The organism is Bradyrhizobium sp. Gha, from assembly GCF_900113735.1.
Classification (GTDB): Bacteria; Pseudomonadota; Alphaproteobacteria; order Rhizobiales; family Xanthobacteraceae; genus Bradyrhizobium.
Map to the genome: position 1 here is coordinate 59,808 of NZ_FOQM01000009.1, position 13,467 is coordinate 73,274.

Genomic DNA, 13,467 nt, shown 5'->3' on the forward strand with positions numbered 1-13,467 from the left:
CCATGGCAGCATAGGGCGATGGTGGACTGTGACGCGCAGCGGCGAGTCCAAACCGGGAGATCAGGACTCAAGCGACAAAATCAAGGCGCGCCGTTTCGCTTGTTCGTCTGTCTCGGTCTCACCAGTCCCGCCATGGCCACCGATCCGTTTATCGTCGAAAGCTGGACATTGACGGCTGCCGTCCTGGCTCATGGGCTGATCCGCAGCGCGAAGCTGACGATGCGCAGCGCGCGGCCCCTGTGTTTGCCAGTTTCCGAGCATGCCGGAAGCAACCCGAAACGTTGGTCGAATTGACAGCGATCGGGGCCATGTGGTGACTGATGCTGCTTCTTGACGCAGGCGGGTGACGACGGCGCCTATTCCTGTTATTCGGAATTGCCGTGGCGCGATGTTGGCGAAGCATCGCTAAGTAGTACGGTTTGGCTTGCGCGATGGGTTGTTTCTTGTCATGATTGCAACTTCTCGGCTCGATCCGAATCTGTTGAATCTGCGGCTCAGCGTGATGGTCTGCTGGGATGCTCCGACCGAGAGTCGGTCGTCGCCATGGCGTTCGGTGACGGCATTTGGTCCTCTATGGGCTGCTGATGTACAACCCGAAGGGCCGATCCTGTCATAGGTGCGAGATGAAAAACTTCAATTTCGCGGCTGAACTGCATCTCAAGCTCGGTGCCCCCGCGAACGGTACGGTCGAGAGTCTCCGCCTGCTGCGCGCCTTTCTCAAGCTCGCTCCCCGCCAGCGTTTCGAGGTCATCAGGCTTGTCGAAGACCTCGTCACTGACGAAACACTCCCCGAACATCCCCTATCCTAGCAGGACCGGCCCCGCCCCGACGTTCCGCTTTGTCCATCTTCCCGCCCGGGCAGACCGCCAAGCTGCTGCCGTGGCGCGCGACTGACCGCTGGAATGCGGTGCCACTAATGTGATAATCAGTCAGGAAAAAGAGGGAGGAGTGCGACCATGATCGAACCGAAGCTCGAAGTTCCCGCTGAACTACGCGACTTGGCCGAGAAAACGATCGACCAGGCTGAGAAGGCATTCGGCATGTTTTTCGATGCCGCCACCAAGTCGATGACCTCCGTTCCGGGAGCGGGGGCGGACGTCTCCAAGCAGGCGCTTGCCTTTACTGAGCAGAACATGAAGGCAGCGTTCGAGCATGCTCGCAAGCTGGTTCACGCAACCGACCTCCAGGAGGCGATGCGGATCCAGTCCGAGTTCCTGCGCAGCCAGTTTACCAATGCCGGCGATCACATGCGCCAGATGACCGGCAACTTCATGCAGCCGGGCAAGGGCAAGTCCTGATCTGGCGCGTCGCTCGTTGATCTCGCGCAGCGGCGAATGCCAATTCCGCTGCGGGTCCATGACGGGCCACCCGATGCGCGTCGTCCGCCGTCCATCCTCACTTCTGCTGATCCCCGTCGGTTCAACCGGCAGGGATTTGCATTTTCAGGGCTCGTTCGCCCGGCCGCAAAGAGCCTTGGTCAGTAGTCGCCGGGATTCATGATCATCGGCGCGGTCGTATCGGCTGGAGCGAGTGCGCTGCTGGCGCTGTCGCGCAGGAAACGGTCAAGTGTCGCCTGAATCTTCTCCTTGACCGAGTCGGGTCCACGATCGCTCATCTCGGTATGTTGCGCGCCAGTGTGGATGATGTCGATACCACGCGCCTTGGCCTGTTCCGGCGTCGGCAGCACACCGGGATCGGTCACGAAGTGCGGATCCTTGGAGCGAAACGACAGAATCTTCATGTGGTCGTTGAGGACGAACGGCACCCTGAGATTGTCGAGCGTGATGACCTTCGACACGAGTTCGGGATGCTGCCGGGCGACATACATGGAGACGTCGCCGCCGTTGGAGTGACCGACCAGCGTGATGTGGTCGTAATCGGCATTTTGCTGCCGCCCCTTCAGCGTGTTCAGCACGAACAGGATGTTGGCCTCGCAACGCATATAGACCTCGCGCCGGCCGACATATGGCTGGCCGACACGGGTCATTAGGGGAGGGTCGCTCGGCAAATCCTGCTGGATGCTGGCGACGAGATAGCCACGCGCTGCCAGAACATTGGCGAGGAATGAATATTCGGTGGCCTTGACCGTGTTGCCATTGCTGATGATGGCGACTGGAAGCTTCCACAGGCCGAGATTGGCCTTCGTCTCGTAGTCGCGGCGCACCGCGATATCCACCGAGATCGGCCGCTGACGCGAGGCGTCGAACAAGGACAACGTCTCGTGCCGGATCGCGAGCTTGCTGACGACGACATACTCGCCGGCTGCAAGGACGCAGAGAAAAGCCAGAATTCCAAAAACCCTCTTCATGGTTCCGTCTCAATCACTTTTGACTGAACATGGCTATTGAAAACGGCTCGATCGAGCGACCGTGAGCACCTCACAGGATTAAATTTAGGCAAGTCTGCGAGTCTGGCCCCAAAAGAGCCGCGTCGCGGTCCCGCGGGGCTAGAGACAGCCGTTTCGTTCAGGGCGCAGGCGGAACGCGCTCGACAGCGTGAACAGGAAGCGCGGGCTGCGGCGCTCATTGCCCGGCGCCCGATAGCTCAAGGGCACGGCCACGCCAAAATCTGCCTGGAGATCGTGCGGCAGGAAGAACCGCACGCCGACCCCGGCCGATGTCAGCGAGAGGCCGTCGCTCAGCCGGTAACCGTCGTTCCAGACCGCACCGGCATCGCCGAACGCGTAGAGCTGGTAGCCGCTCCAGTAACGGAAATCGAGCTTCTGGTCGAAGCGCAGTTCGACGGAACCGGCAAGGCCGTTGTCGCCACTGATCTCGGCCGCACCATAACCGCGGCCGAATGCTGCGCCGCCGAGATAGAATTGCTGCGAGGTGAACAGCGGCCGTGACGCGGTCTGGCTCGCTGCAGACAGCTTGAGCGACCAGGCGTCGGTCAGTGACTGGTAGCGAGTGAACCAGAAGTTCAGCACCGAGAAATTCGAGGACGCACCGTCGCGCGACAACAGATCATCCTCGAAATGCGAGGCACCGAAGACATCGAGGCCCTGGCGAAAGGTCATCGTCGCAAAGTTGGTGCCGCCGAGGCCGTCTTGGAGCCGATAGTCGGCCGTGAGGCTCGCGGCCCTGATATGGTCATTGTACCAGGGGCCGTAGAGATCGTGCTCCGATACATTGCTGAAGGTCATGGCCGCAGTCAGGGTCAACGTGGAAGATCGCGATTGTAGCGCGACGACGCTGGCGCGCAGTTCGAACGCTTCGGTCGTGGTGATGTCGCTGGCGAGCCGACGCGCATCGCCCGGCCTGACCGCGCTGTACAGCACTGATCCGCCGAGCCGTACGCCGTCGACGCCGACTGGAGCATCATAGGACAGCCGCGAGAAGCCGAGCTCGCGCGGGTCGTTGGCGGCCGTCGACAGGTTGACCGCGAGGGTGTCCCCTGGCGTGAGGTAGGAGTTGAACGCCCCGGTCGCATAGGTCTGCCACGGGCCAACCGACGATGAGCCGAGATTGTCGAGCCCGAACGAGGTGAAGACGTGCCAAGTCTTCAAATAAACGGTGAGGCGGAAACGGCCGGTCGCGCCGCCGATCTCCTCCAGCGCGGTATCGGTGATCCGGACTCCCGGCCTGCCGTTGATGAGGTAGAGCTGACGTTCGAGTGTTGCCAGGCGCGACGGCCTCTCTGCCAGGATCGGCCCGAGCATCGGCCTGATCCCGAATTGCTCAGCGCCATCGCCTTTCAGCTCGGTTTCTACAATCGCGCCTTCGATCATTTGGATCTGGACACGGCCGTCGGCGATATCCTGCGCCGGCACGATTGCGCGGCTCAGATGGAAGCCCTGGGCACGGTAGAGATCGCTGATCGCGCCGGCGATCGCGACGAGGTCGGCTTGCGAGACGCTTTTGCCGAGATAAGGCTGGTAGGCCGCGGCGATGCGATCGGGGGAGATGGCCTGGGCGCCGCTGATATCGATTCCGCGCAGCACAAATTGCGCCTTGCTATCCCCCTCGGCATTGGATTGGCCAGCCGAAGGGAGCTTCAGCGCGGGCCGGCTCAGGGATTCCCGCTCGTTTTGGTTTTCAAAATATTTCTCCGGCTGCCTCGGGTCGAAGCCGGGGGTATGCGCCTGCTGCGCGAAGACCTGCGGAACTCCCGCGATCGTCGATGCCGCCAGCACCAACGCAGTGAGGAGATGGCGCTTCTCAATGCGCGCAACGAACAGTTCTCCGTAGTTTGACGGAGAAGTGCCCCTGAGCCGGTAAAATTTCGTTAGCTGCATGATTTTTCATAGTTTTTTATGGTCAATGAATCGTTAATGCGACCGCTCTGCTGACCTCGTCCCGCTAAGTCTATGTTGAATGATTTCGGATACGCCTCGCGGTTGGCTGTCATGCGGACCGAGGATCATCATGCTGGGTAGAGTTGGAATGCGGTGTGCCCTAATCGCCGCGTTGATGATGGGAGCCGCTTCCGGTGCATCCGCTGCGGATGACGGCGTCTGGTCGGTCAGCAAGTCAACGGGTGAGGTCTGGCTCTCCTCCAGTGGCGCCCAACAGGTCTCGTTAAACCAGGAAGAAACGCTGAAGCCGGGCGACACCATCCGAACCGGGCGGAACGGGCGCGTGCTGCTGGTTCGCGGCGAGGAGACGATTTTGATCTCGCCGAACTCGGTGGTCGGGGTCCCGGCCGAGAAGAAGGAGGGTCTTTCGACCACGATCATCCAGCAGGCGGGGTCGATCCTGCTCGAGGTCGAGAAGCGTAACGTCAAGCATTTCGAGGTCGAGACGCCCTATCTCGCCGCCGTGGTCAAGGGAACGCATTTCAGCGTTACAGTAGGCGCAGGCAGCACCAAGGTGGGCGTGCTCCGTGGCCAGGTCGAGGTCTCCGATTTCAAGACCGGGCAGATTGCCCAGGTCATGCCGGGACAGGTCGCCACCGCCTTCGAGCACGGCAAGCCCGGCCTCAGCCTGAGAGGCTCCGGTCCGCTCAATCCGATCGAGCAAGGCAAGCCGCGTGCCTCGACGATCGAACGCGTCCCAGTGCCGAAGTCAGGCCTCTCGGCGCCGCGCAACACCGGGAATGGTGGTGCGATCCACGCTCTTGGCACGTTCGACAAGAGCGCCAAGATGGCTGGCGGGCCGATGCACTCGCATCAGACAGCCAGCGCGCGCGCGCCCAAGATCGGCGCCGTGCACATCTCGGGCTCGCTGGGTGAGGTCAAGCTGAACTTCCACAAGGTCACGCACGGGCTCGCCCACAACACCATCGCACCAGGACAGGTGCGAAACGCAAACGCCAGCACCGACACGGTGTGGAGCGATGGCAAGTCGAGCACGACGACCACTGCGACCAACAGCTCCGCGATCACGGCGGTCACTGTCAGCGGCAGTGGGTCGAGTGCGTCGACATCGTCAAGTACAGGAGCAACCAATGTTGCGACCAGCGCCGGCTCGAGCAGCGACGCGGCCGCCGGACCGTCGGATGGCCACGGCAATATCGGCACCAGGAATGACGACCGCAAAACCGCCGGTAATGACAAAGGCGATCAAGGTTACGGTAGCGGCGGCGCCACCGGTAACGGCAAAGGCAACAACGGCAACGGCAACGGCAATGGTGGTGGTCACGGCAGTAACGGCAACGGGAATGGGAACGGCCATCACCACTAAGGCGATTTTCTAGAGGACGAGGGGGCGCGCCCGTTGCTGCAGGTGCGTGGGGAGGATCGGGTGAAACGCTATCGGCCGCATATCCTTGTCATGATCGCTCTGGGGGTCGTGCTGTCCACCGGATGGCATGGCCCGCTTCGCAACGTGCTCACGGATCTCCGTTTCGCCTGGCAATCGCGTTCCGCTACCGGCAACGTCGTCGTGGTCGCAATCGACGCCGCTTCGATCGATCAGATCGGCGTATGGCCCTGGCCACGCAGCCTGCACGCCGATCTCCTGCACCGGCTTGAGGCCGCCGGAGTGCAGGACGTGGCCTTCGACATCGATTTCAGCACACCGTCTGATCCGGCTGCCGACGAAGCCTTCCTCACCGCGCTTCGGGATGTGGGCGGCTCGACGATCCTGCCGTCGTTCAAGCAGCCGACGCCAAATGGGGGCGCAGCTCACATCAATCGCCCCCTGAAGCCGTTCGGCAACCAGTCGTGGCCGGCCGTCGTCAATGTCGCGGTTGAATCCGACGGGCTCGTTCGCCGCTATCCCGTCGCAGAGAAACTCGGCGATGCGCAGATTCCGTCGATGGCGGTGGTTTTGGCCGGACAGGACGTCAATCGACGGCCGCCTTTTCTGATCGACTTCAGCATTCGGGCGGCTTCCATTCCCGTCGTTTCCTATGTCGACGTGTTACGCGGCGATGCCACTGCGCTCGACAAACTGCGGGACAAGAAAGTCATTGTTGGTGCCACGGCACTCGAACTGGGCGACCGCTTCAGCGTTCCAAACGGCCGTATCCTCGCCGGACCCGTTCTGCAGGCGATGGCAGCGGAGTCGGTCCTTCAGAACCGGATGCTGCGCTGGACGTCCGGTGCCGGCACGATTCTGAGTCTCGGCCTGATCTGCCTGATGATGTTGTATTCCTGGCGCCGTGTCGCACCGGGGGTCCGCGTTGCGATCCTGGTCGCAGCGGGAGCAGGCATCGAACTCGCAGCCGTACTTGTCCAGGAACGCTGGCCGGTTGTCGTTGATACCTCGCTGTTCCACATCGCGATCGTCGCCTATCTCGCGGCGATCGCGCTGGACGAGATCGACTTCCGCAGCCTGCTGGGACGCATCTCGGAAAGCCGTTTTCACCGCATCGCGATGTCGCTCGGCGACGGTCTGGTCTGCACCGACGAAGATCATCGGATCACGGTCTGGAATCCTGGCGCGAGCGCGATCTTCGGCTATATGCCGACCGAGATGATCGGGCGCCCGTTTGAAACGCTTTGCGCTATCGCGGCCGATGGCGGCAGCGAGACTTTCGCCATGCGCGATGCAGCGCGCCAGGCACTGCTGGCTCCCGGCGGGGCCGTCGTCGTCGAGTTCGAGGGCCGACGCAAGAATGGCGAAACGTTCACCGTCGAGGCGAGCCTCTCGGGCTGGCAGGGAACGGACGGCTTCCAATATGGCGCGATCATGCGGGACATTTCCGTGCGCAAGCGCGCGGCTGAACGCGTCAGATATCTGGCCGAATATGATGCGCTGACGGGGCTCGCCAACCGCAACACGTTGCACGCGGGACTCATCGGCCTGATTGCTGCTGCGGACGGGCGGTCTTCGGAGGTCGCGTTGCTCGTGCTCGGGCTCGATGGCTTTCAGCAGATCAACGACATGCTCGGACACGCCGCCGGCGACCTCGTGCTGCGCGCGGTGGCTGAGCACCTGCGGACCCAAGTCGATAGCAAGGCACTCGTCGCCCGGCTCGGCGGCGACGAGTTTGCAATTGCGCTGGATTGCGCCGGCCTCGGCGAACCGATTGCTGCGTTCGCTGAGCGGATTGCGTGCTCGTTCGAGGCTCCGCTCGCAGCGGGTACGCGCCAGCATTGGGTTAGGATCAGCATGGGTGTCGCCGTCTATCCGGACGGTGGACAAAGCGCGGACGATCTCCTCAGCAATGGCCATCTTGCGCTGAGCAAGGCAAAGCTGACGCGACGCGGCAGCCATGTGATCTTCGAGAGTGCGATCAGGCAGGAGTTGGAAAACCGGCTGACGCTGGAGAGCGAACTGGCGCTTGCCGCAGACCGGGGCGAGTTCGAGCTTTTCTATCAGCCCCAGGTTCGCCTGGTCGATGGCAGCCTGGTCGGAGCCGAAGCGCTGATCCGCTGGCGGCATCCGGCGCGTGGCTACGTGTCGCCGGGCGAATTCATGCCGGTCGTCAATACCTCGGCACTGTCGGAGCGGATCGCGAACTGGGTCATGGAGACCGCGGTCCGGCAGGCGCGTGCCTGGGAATTGTCGGGCAATGCTGTCCGCCTCGCCATCAATCTCTCGCCCTCGCAGCTCCAATCCGGCGACCTCGCGCATTCGGTTGCGGAGTTGCTCAAAACTACGGGACTGAGCCCGTCGCTGCTCGAGATCGAAGTCACCGAGGACATCCTGCTGCACGACGAGGATCGGGTCCTCGACATGTTCAAGCGTATCCAGCAGCTCGGCGTCCGCATTTTGTTCGACGATTTCGGAACGGGCTATGCAAGCCTGAGCTATCTGAAGAAGTTTCCGCTCGACGGCCTCAAGATCGACCGCTCGTTCGTGCTCGACCTGCTTTCGGATTCCGACGATGCCGCGATCGTCGGCTCGACCATCGGTCTCAGCAAGCAGCTTGGCCTGACGGTCGTTGCGGAGGGTATCGAGAACCGCGCGACGGCCGACTTCCTGGTCAGTATGGGCTGCGAGGAAGGGCAGGGCTATTTCTTCGGCCGTCCGATGCCTGCCGACGCGTTCCGAGAGCAGTTCCTGGCGGCCGAGCCTGAAGCTGTCAGCGCGGCCTGAGCTGGCTCGATCGTTAGCGCCGGCGTGCAACCGCCACGCCAAACAGGAACGCGACGAAGAGGCTGGCCAGGGGTGCTTCGCGCGTGATCGCCGCGACTGTGGCGAGCGGCCGGCCCGGCTTTCGTGCTTCATCAATGGCGTAAGTGAGGCGATCGACGGCGGCACGCAGCCCACCCGCGACCTCGCCGAAGGTATGGGACACCTCGGTCGCTGCATCGATGGCGCGCTCGGCCATGCCGGGCTGGGGATTAGGCTGCTGTATGTCCATGCTCAAGCTCGCGACCTTCAGACCCGACGACACAACTGAGGCCGGCACCTTTGGCTATCCGCGCGTGCGCTCGTTTTGAACAGCGGGCCCGAAGGCCTTTGGCTATCCGCGACAGGCGCCGTCTTGAACGGCGGGTACCGGCCTTGCGGAGAAAATGCGGCGCGCGGGAATTTGTTCCGGCGGCCCCGTGAAACGACGGGTGCGAATCTCTGTTACGGTGGGTGCAACCTTGCTGATCTCAGGAGGATTGCCGTGACCGATCGAACCATCACGGATCGAGCCCGGCGCATCGCATTGCTCGGCGCACCGATCGATATGGGCGCTTCGCAGCGCGGTACCCTGATGGGCCCTGCGGCGCTGCGGACCGCCGGCCTTGCAACAGTGCTCGAAAGCTTGGATTTCGAAGTCGTCGATTTCGGCGATCTCTCGGCGGCCGAAGTCAAGGATCTCACCGACAGGCCGCCGCAGCAGGCCAATCATTACCGCGAAATCCAGCGCTGGACCCGCGTGCTCAGTCGCCGCGGCTATGAGGTCGCGCAAACCGGTGCCCTGCCGATCTTCCTTGGCGGCGATCACACGTTGTCCATGGGGTCCGTCAATGCGATGTCGCGCCATTGGCACGAGCGCGGCCGCGACCTGTTCGTGCTCTGGCTCGACGCGCATGCCGATTACAACACGCCGGAGACGACGATCACGGCCAATATGCACGGCATGTCGGCCGCGTTCCTTTGTGGCGAGGCCGGTCTGGACGGCCTGTTGGGAGATGTTCCACGCGTCTCGATCGATCCAGGCAGGCTCGATCTGTTCGGCGCGCGCTCAATCGACAAGCTCGAGAAGGAGCTGATGCGCGCGCGCCGGATCAGGGTCGTCGACATGCGGCAGATCGACGAGTTCGGCGTTGCTGTGCTGATCCGGCGCGTCATCGAGCGCGTCAAAGCGAGCAACGGCGTGCTGCATGTCAGCTTCGACGTCGATTTTCTCGACCCGTGCGTCGCGCCGGGCGTCGGCACCACGGTACCTGGAGGGGCGACCTATCGGGAGGCACATCTCGTCATGGAGTTGCTGCACGATTCCGGCGTGGTGGGATCGGTCGACATCGTCGAGCTCAATCCGTTCCTGGATGAGCGCGGCCGCACCGCGCGCGCCGCGGTCGAACTGATCGGCAGCCTGTTCGGTCAGCAGATCACCGATCGGCCCACGCCCAGCAACGCGATTGCGCCGGGCGAGTGACGCAACTCGATCGTGCGTTGCAAAGGAATGGAGGAGGCCGGCCTGAAGCCAGAGGCGGCCAAATGGATCATCGCCGAGGGCCCGATGCTGGTTCAAGTTCCCCGCATTGGTCGGGAACTCGCTTGAGCCAGAGCGGAACTCGCGGGCCGCGCTTGAATTAACCCACCAGAGGAAAAGTAGGGTCATTCGATGAGGACCGGCCGCTTCGCGAACTCCATCTTCTCAGCGCTTCGCCACCCCGGCGCGATCGCGCTGGTTGTGGCCGGCCTGACGATTGCTGCGATGCTGGTCGTGGATCACGGTCCCTGGAGCCGGGCCAAGACGCAGCCGGCTCATGTCGCAATGTATGCGACCACAGGCGAGGCCGCCCGAGCGGCGGGCGCCAAAGTGCTTCCGACTGACCCAAAATCTCCGATTGAGCCGGAGCGGCCCGGGCCAAAGACATCTCCGACCGTTAATCCGGTGACGCCGTAAGCTCTCGCGGCCGCAGCTGAGGAAGCGTTGTCGCCTTTGGCGGATGGGCACGAGGCCCTTTCTCGACCGGTCAGGTAACCACCTGTTGTCATCAGTTTAGCCGATCACGGACGAGCCGAGCATGGCGAGGACGGCCAGCGCCATCAGCGAGGTGCCGAGCCATCCCAGCACGACGAGCCACGACCGCGCCTTGAAGCGCCCCATGATCGCCTTGTTCGAGACGATGAGCATCATCATCGCCATGATCGGGACGGCCACGATACCGTTGAGAACGGCGCTCCACACCAGCATGTGAATCGAATCGATTCCCGTGAAACCGAGACAGAAGCCGATCACGGTCGCAGCTGCGATGATGGTGTAGAAGCCGACCGCCTTCTCCGGCTTTGCTTCCAGCGTCGCGCGCCAGCCGAAGATTTCAGCAACGCCATAAGCCGCCGAGCCCGCCAGCACCGGGATCGCCAAAAGACCCGTGCCGATGATGCCGAGTGCGAAGAGCGCGAAGGTGAAATCGCCGGCGAGCGGCCGTAGCGCCTCGGCCGCTTCGGTCGCGGAGTTGATGTTGGTGACGCCGTTTGCGTTCAGCACCGAGGCCGTGGTCAGGATGATGAAGAACGCGATGCAATTCGACAGCAGCATGCCAACGGAGGTGTCGGCCCTGATGCGTGCGATTTCGGGATCGCCGCCGCTCGGCAGATCGCGCAACGGCTTGTCGCGCTGGCCCTGGTTCATCTCCTCGACCTCCTGGGAAGCCTGCCAGAAGAACAGATAGGGGCTGATCGTGGTGCCGAGCACCGCGACGACCATCATGAAATAGTCGCTGTTGACCGTCGCCTTCGGCCATACTGTGGCCAGGAGCGCCGTAGCCCAGGGGATCTTCACCGTGAAGGCGGTGGCGACATAGGCGAACAGCGCCAACGTTAGGAATTTCAGCACCGGCGAGTACCGGCGATAGGGCACGAAGACCTGGAGGAGGGTCGAGCCCGCCGCGAAGATCAGCGCGTGCTCGTGGTTGAGCCCGCCGATGACCAGCGAGAGCGCTTCGGCCATCGCAGCGATGTCGGCGGCGATATTGAAGGTGTTGGCCACGACAAGTAGCGTCACGAGCCCCATCACGATCCAGCGTGGCGCGAGCTGCAGGACGTTGGCCGCTAGCCCCTTGCCCGTGACCCGGCCGATCCGCGCGCTGACGAGCTGGATCGCGATCATGAACGGCAGGGTCAGAAATACCGTCCAGAGCAGCCCGTAGCCGAATTGCGCGCCCGCTTGCGAATAGGTGGCGATGCCCGACGGGTCGTCGTCGGCGGCGCCCGTGATCAGGCCGGGTCCGAGCCGCCGCAGCAGCATCGGTGGCGACTTTGTCGGCGCGACGACGCTGTCGCGTTTGGAAGCTGTACGTTTGGACCGGTTCGACAGGGCTCACCTTCCGGAATTGCGAATTCAGCTATCAAGCGCGATCATAGCCGCAAAGTTCCATCGTCGCACGGCTTCCGAGACGGTGCGTTGCGTGATTCCCTTGCTGAAAACACGTTGAGACTTGGGGCGGTACGCCTGCGCATGGACACGAGCGAGGTGTTCGTTTCCTGAGCGACCCGCTCAGGACGATGGCGACAAATGCAGATAGCGGCCGTCGAACTGGGCGAGCTCCTGGAGCTTGTATTCGTTGAGTATCTTCACGGTGCCGCGCTGAAGCTCGAGAACGCCGTCGACGCGCAGCTCGCGCAGGATGCGGTTGGTATGAACGCTGGTCACGCCCATGGCTTCGCCAAACTGCTCTTGCGTCAGCGGAACTTCAAACGTGTTGTCGATCACGCGGCCGATCGGGCGCAGCCGCTCGCGCAACTCCACGATCAGATGCGCAAGCCGGTTGTAGGCCGAGCGCTGGCCGACATTGACGATCTATTCCCGGGAAATAGCGGCATCCACTAGCGTGTCGCGCCAGAACATGTCGCCGACACCAGGCTGCTGGCGGATGAGGTCGTTGAGCGCCCTGTTGGCGATGAAGGCCAGCGTGCAGTCGGACAGCGCGATCAGGTCATGGTCGACGGTCGCGAAATGCAGGTTTTGCAGATTGGGCAGATCGCCGGGAATGTGAATCGAGAGGATCTGGCGCCTGCCGTCCGCGATCGTCTTCGAGCGGACGCAGAAGCCGTCCACGATCAGGCAACATTCGCTCGGCTGCTCGCCGTCGCGCAGCACGGTCTGGTTTTCGCGAAAGTTGCGGAGCGTGAACGGCAGCGCCGCGAGAGCTCGGAGGTCCCTGTCATCGGCACCGGTCGTCGTCTTCAGGCGCTGAAACAGCGGCGCCCAGATCATGTCGCTTGTCACGTCTCTCATTCCCCCACGCGCCTTAACGCGTGAGGCCAAAAAGCACAGACCCCGGCTCGCTGCGGACAACAAAGGTTAAGTGACGCGCGGCCGGCTTCTCAACATTGTGGACGATGGGTTAGCGAATGAGCCAAATACAACAAATGTTAAGTGACGCGGGTCTCAGTAGGCCGCCGGTTCGCTGTCGGAACCGCCGGTGCATGGTGACGTTCTTTTGGGAGGAGGACGTCGGGATGGACCATCTGACGAAACGCGAACAGCCGGATCGCAGCAAGATCAACATGCACGAGGCCTGGGAGGTCAAGTACTGGACCCATGCACTCGGCGTCTCCAGGGAAGAGCTGCAACGGGCTGTCGACAAGGTCGGCAATTCGGCGGCGGCCGTTCGCAAGGAGCTGGCGCTGTGAGCCGGCCCGCGCGATCTACTTGACGCTGACGAACATGCCCCAGGCGGCCGCGAGCGCCGCGCCGGTGAAGACCACCAGCGGGCTGTCGCAGAACGCCCCGCCGTAGCTGCAAACGTCAGCGCCGAACGAACCAAGTTCGTGGCGGCCCGCCGAATAGAACAATCCCGAAAGTGCAAGCAACACGCCGGCGACGTAGTACATCGGCTCTCTCCTGAGCACGGACATGTGCCAGCGTGACGCGAACAGATTTCCTTCCGCCGAATCCGGCCGGGTGCATTCGATTAAAGCTTGACCGATCGGGAAGATGCAGGGCCTGCACCAGCGACGAAACCGT

The 13,467-nt window shown here is 62.7% G+C and carries 15 protein-coding genes; 8 read left to right on the forward strand and 7 right to left on the reverse strand.

What is annotated here, in order from left to right; all coding sequences use genetic code 11:
* Window positions 1-132 precede the first annotated feature (132 nt).
* The 3 genes from BM222_RS41055 to BM222_RS14285 all read left to right on the forward strand — a co-directional run bounded on the left by BM222_RS41055 (window position 133) and on the right by BM222_RS14285 (window position 1,298).
* Entirely contained in the window at window positions 133-294 is a 162-nt protein-coding gene (locus BM222_RS41055; RefSeq protein WP_177243214.1) for a hypothetical protein, read from the forward strand.
* A 329-nt stretch (window positions 295-623) separates the two neighbouring features.
* Window positions 624-809, forward strand: coding sequence for a hypothetical protein (locus BM222_RS14280; protein ID WP_092228871.1), 186 nt, complete (start codon window positions 624-626; stop codon window positions 807-809).
* 147 nt (window positions 810-956) lie between these two features.
* A complete protein-coding gene (locus tag BM222_RS14285; RefSeq protein WP_092228872.1) occupies window positions 957-1,298 on the forward strand; it encodes a phasin in 342 nt (113 codons plus the stop codon).
* A 179-nt stretch (window positions 1,299-1,477) separates the two neighbouring features.
* On the opposite strand, the gene BM222_RS14290 is transcribed toward BM222_RS14285, so the two are convergent.
* Both BM222_RS14290 and BM222_RS14295 read right to left on the reverse strand, forming a co-directional pair.
* The gene (locus BM222_RS14290) at window positions 1,478-2,308 is read right to left on the reverse strand and encodes an alpha/beta fold hydrolase (RefSeq protein ID WP_092228873.1); all 831 of its coding nucleotides are present in this window, start codon (window positions 2,306-2,308) and stop codon (window positions 1,478-1,480) included.
* A gap of 138 nt (window positions 2,309-2,446) precedes the next feature.
* A complete protein-coding gene (locus BM222_RS14295) occupies window positions 2,447-4,237 on the reverse strand; it encodes a ShlB/FhaC/HecB family hemolysin secretion/activation protein (protein WP_092228874.1) in 1,791 nt (596 codons plus the stop codon).
* A gap of 130 nt (window positions 4,238-4,367) precedes the next feature.
* Here BM222_RS14295 and BM222_RS14300 point away from each other — a divergent pair, with 130 nt between their 5' ends.
* Both BM222_RS14300 and BM222_RS14305 read left to right on the forward strand, forming a co-directional pair.
* A complete protein-coding gene (locus BM222_RS14300; protein WP_177243215.1) occupies window positions 4,368-5,624 on the forward strand; it encodes a FecR family protein in 1,257 nt (418 codons plus the stop codon).
* A 60-nt stretch (window positions 5,625-5,684) separates the two neighbouring features.
* Window positions 5,685-8,429, forward strand: coding sequence for an EAL domain-containing protein (locus BM222_RS14305; RefSeq protein ID WP_177243216.1), 2,745 nt, complete (start codon window positions 5,685-5,687; stop codon window positions 8,427-8,429).
* Window positions 8,430-8,442: 13 nt separating this feature from the next.
* Here BM222_RS14305 and BM222_RS14310 read toward each other — a convergent pair whose 3' ends face one another.
* Complete coding sequence (locus BM222_RS14310; protein ID WP_177243217.1) at window positions 8,443-8,697, reverse strand: hypothetical protein; 255 nt, start codon at window positions 8,695-8,697, stop codon at window positions 8,443-8,445.
* Between the two features lie 252 nt (window positions 8,698-8,949).
* Between BM222_RS14310 and rocF the strand changes: the two genes are divergently transcribed.
* A complete protein-coding gene (gene rocF / locus BM222_RS14315; RefSeq protein WP_092228875.1) occupies window positions 8,950-9,927 on the forward strand; it encodes an arginase in 978 nt (325 codons plus the stop codon).
* A 189-nt stretch (window positions 9,928-10,116) separates the two neighbouring features.
* Entirely contained in the window at window positions 10,117-10,401 is a 285-nt protein-coding gene (locus BM222_RS42060; RefSeq protein WP_092228876.1) for a hypothetical protein, read from the forward strand.
* Between the two features lie 96 nt (window positions 10,402-10,497).
* On the opposite strand, the gene BM222_RS14325 is transcribed toward BM222_RS42060, so the two are convergent.
* The 3 genes from BM222_RS14325 to BM222_RS42070 all read right to left on the reverse strand — a co-directional run bounded on the left by BM222_RS14325 (window position 10,498) and on the right by BM222_RS42070 (window position 12,726).
* Window positions 10,498-11,745, reverse strand: coding sequence for an NRAMP family divalent metal transporter (locus BM222_RS14325; RefSeq protein ID WP_092228877.1), 1,248 nt, complete (start codon window positions 11,743-11,745; stop codon window positions 10,498-10,500).
* A 249-nt stretch (window positions 11,746-11,994) separates the two neighbouring features.
* The gene (locus tag BM222_RS42065) at window positions 11,995-12,297 is read right to left on the reverse strand and encodes a Crp/Fnr family transcriptional regulator (RefSeq protein WP_349509856.1); all 303 of its coding nucleotides are present in this window, start codon (window positions 12,295-12,297) and stop codon (window positions 11,995-11,997) included.
* A complete protein-coding gene (locus BM222_RS42070; RefSeq protein WP_244547128.1) occupies window positions 12,298-12,726 on the reverse strand; it encodes a Crp/Fnr family transcriptional regulator in 429 nt (142 codons plus the stop codon).
* A 233-nt stretch (window positions 12,727-12,959) separates the two neighbouring features.
* Between BM222_RS42070 and BM222_RS14335 the strand changes: the two genes are divergently transcribed.
* Window positions 12,960-13,133, forward strand: a complete 174-nt coding sequence (locus tag BM222_RS14335) for a DUF3606 domain-containing protein (RefSeq protein ID WP_092228972.1) — start codon at window positions 12,960-12,962, stop codon at window positions 13,131-13,133.
* Window positions 13,134-13,148: 15 nt separating this feature from the next.
* On the opposite strand, the gene BM222_RS14340 is transcribed toward BM222_RS14335, so the two are convergent.
* Complete coding sequence (locus tag BM222_RS14340) at window positions 13,149-13,334, reverse strand: hypothetical protein (protein ID WP_092228973.1); 186 nt, start codon at window positions 13,332-13,334, stop codon at window positions 13,149-13,151.
* Window positions 13,335-13,467 lie beyond the last annotated feature (133 nt).

Excerpts from the sequence above, each read along its gene's own strand:
- BM222_RS41055 (WP_177243214.1), top strand. The coding sequence starts at position 133 with ATGGCCACCGATCCGTTTATCGTCGAAAGCTGGACATTGACGGCTGCC.
- BM222_RS14280 (WP_092228871.1), top strand. The coding sequence starts at position 624 with ATGAAAAACTTCAATTTCGCGGCTGAACTGCATCTCAAGCTCGGTGCC.
- BM222_RS14285 (WP_092228872.1), top strand. The coding sequence starts at position 957 with ATGATCGAACCGAAGCTCGAAGTTCCCGCTGAACTACGCGACTTGGCC.
- BM222_RS14290 (WP_092228873.1), bottom strand. The coding sequence starts at position 2,308 with ATGAAGAGGGTTTTTGGAATTCTGGCTTTTCTCTGCGTCCTTGCAGCC.
- BM222_RS14295 (WP_092228874.1), bottom strand. The coding sequence starts at position 4,237 with ATGCAGCTAACGAAATTTTACCGGCTCAGGGGCACTTCTCCGTCAAAC.
- BM222_RS14300 (WP_177243215.1), top strand. The coding sequence starts at position 4,368 with ATGCTGGGTAGAGTTGGAATGCGGTGTGCCCTAATCGCCGCGTTGATG.
- BM222_RS14310 (WP_177243217.1), bottom strand. The coding sequence starts at position 8,697 with ATGGACATACAGCAGCCTAATCCCCAGCCCGGCATGGCCGAGCGCGCC.
- BM222_RS42060 (WP_092228876.1), top strand. The coding sequence starts at position 10,117 with ATGAGGACCGGCCGCTTCGCGAACTCCATCTTCTCAGCGCTTCGCCAC.
- BM222_RS14325 (WP_092228877.1), bottom strand. The coding sequence starts at position 11,745 with ATGCTGCTGCGGCGGCTCGGACCCGGCCTGATCACGGGCGCCGCCGAC.
- BM222_RS14335 (WP_092228972.1), top strand. The coding sequence starts at position 12,960 with ATGGACCATCTGACGAAACGCGAACAGCCGGATCGCAGCAAGATCAAC.
- BM222_RS14340 (WP_092228973.1), bottom strand. The coding sequence starts at position 13,334 with ATGTACTACGTCGCCGGCGTGTTGCTTGCACTTTCGGGATTGTTCTAT.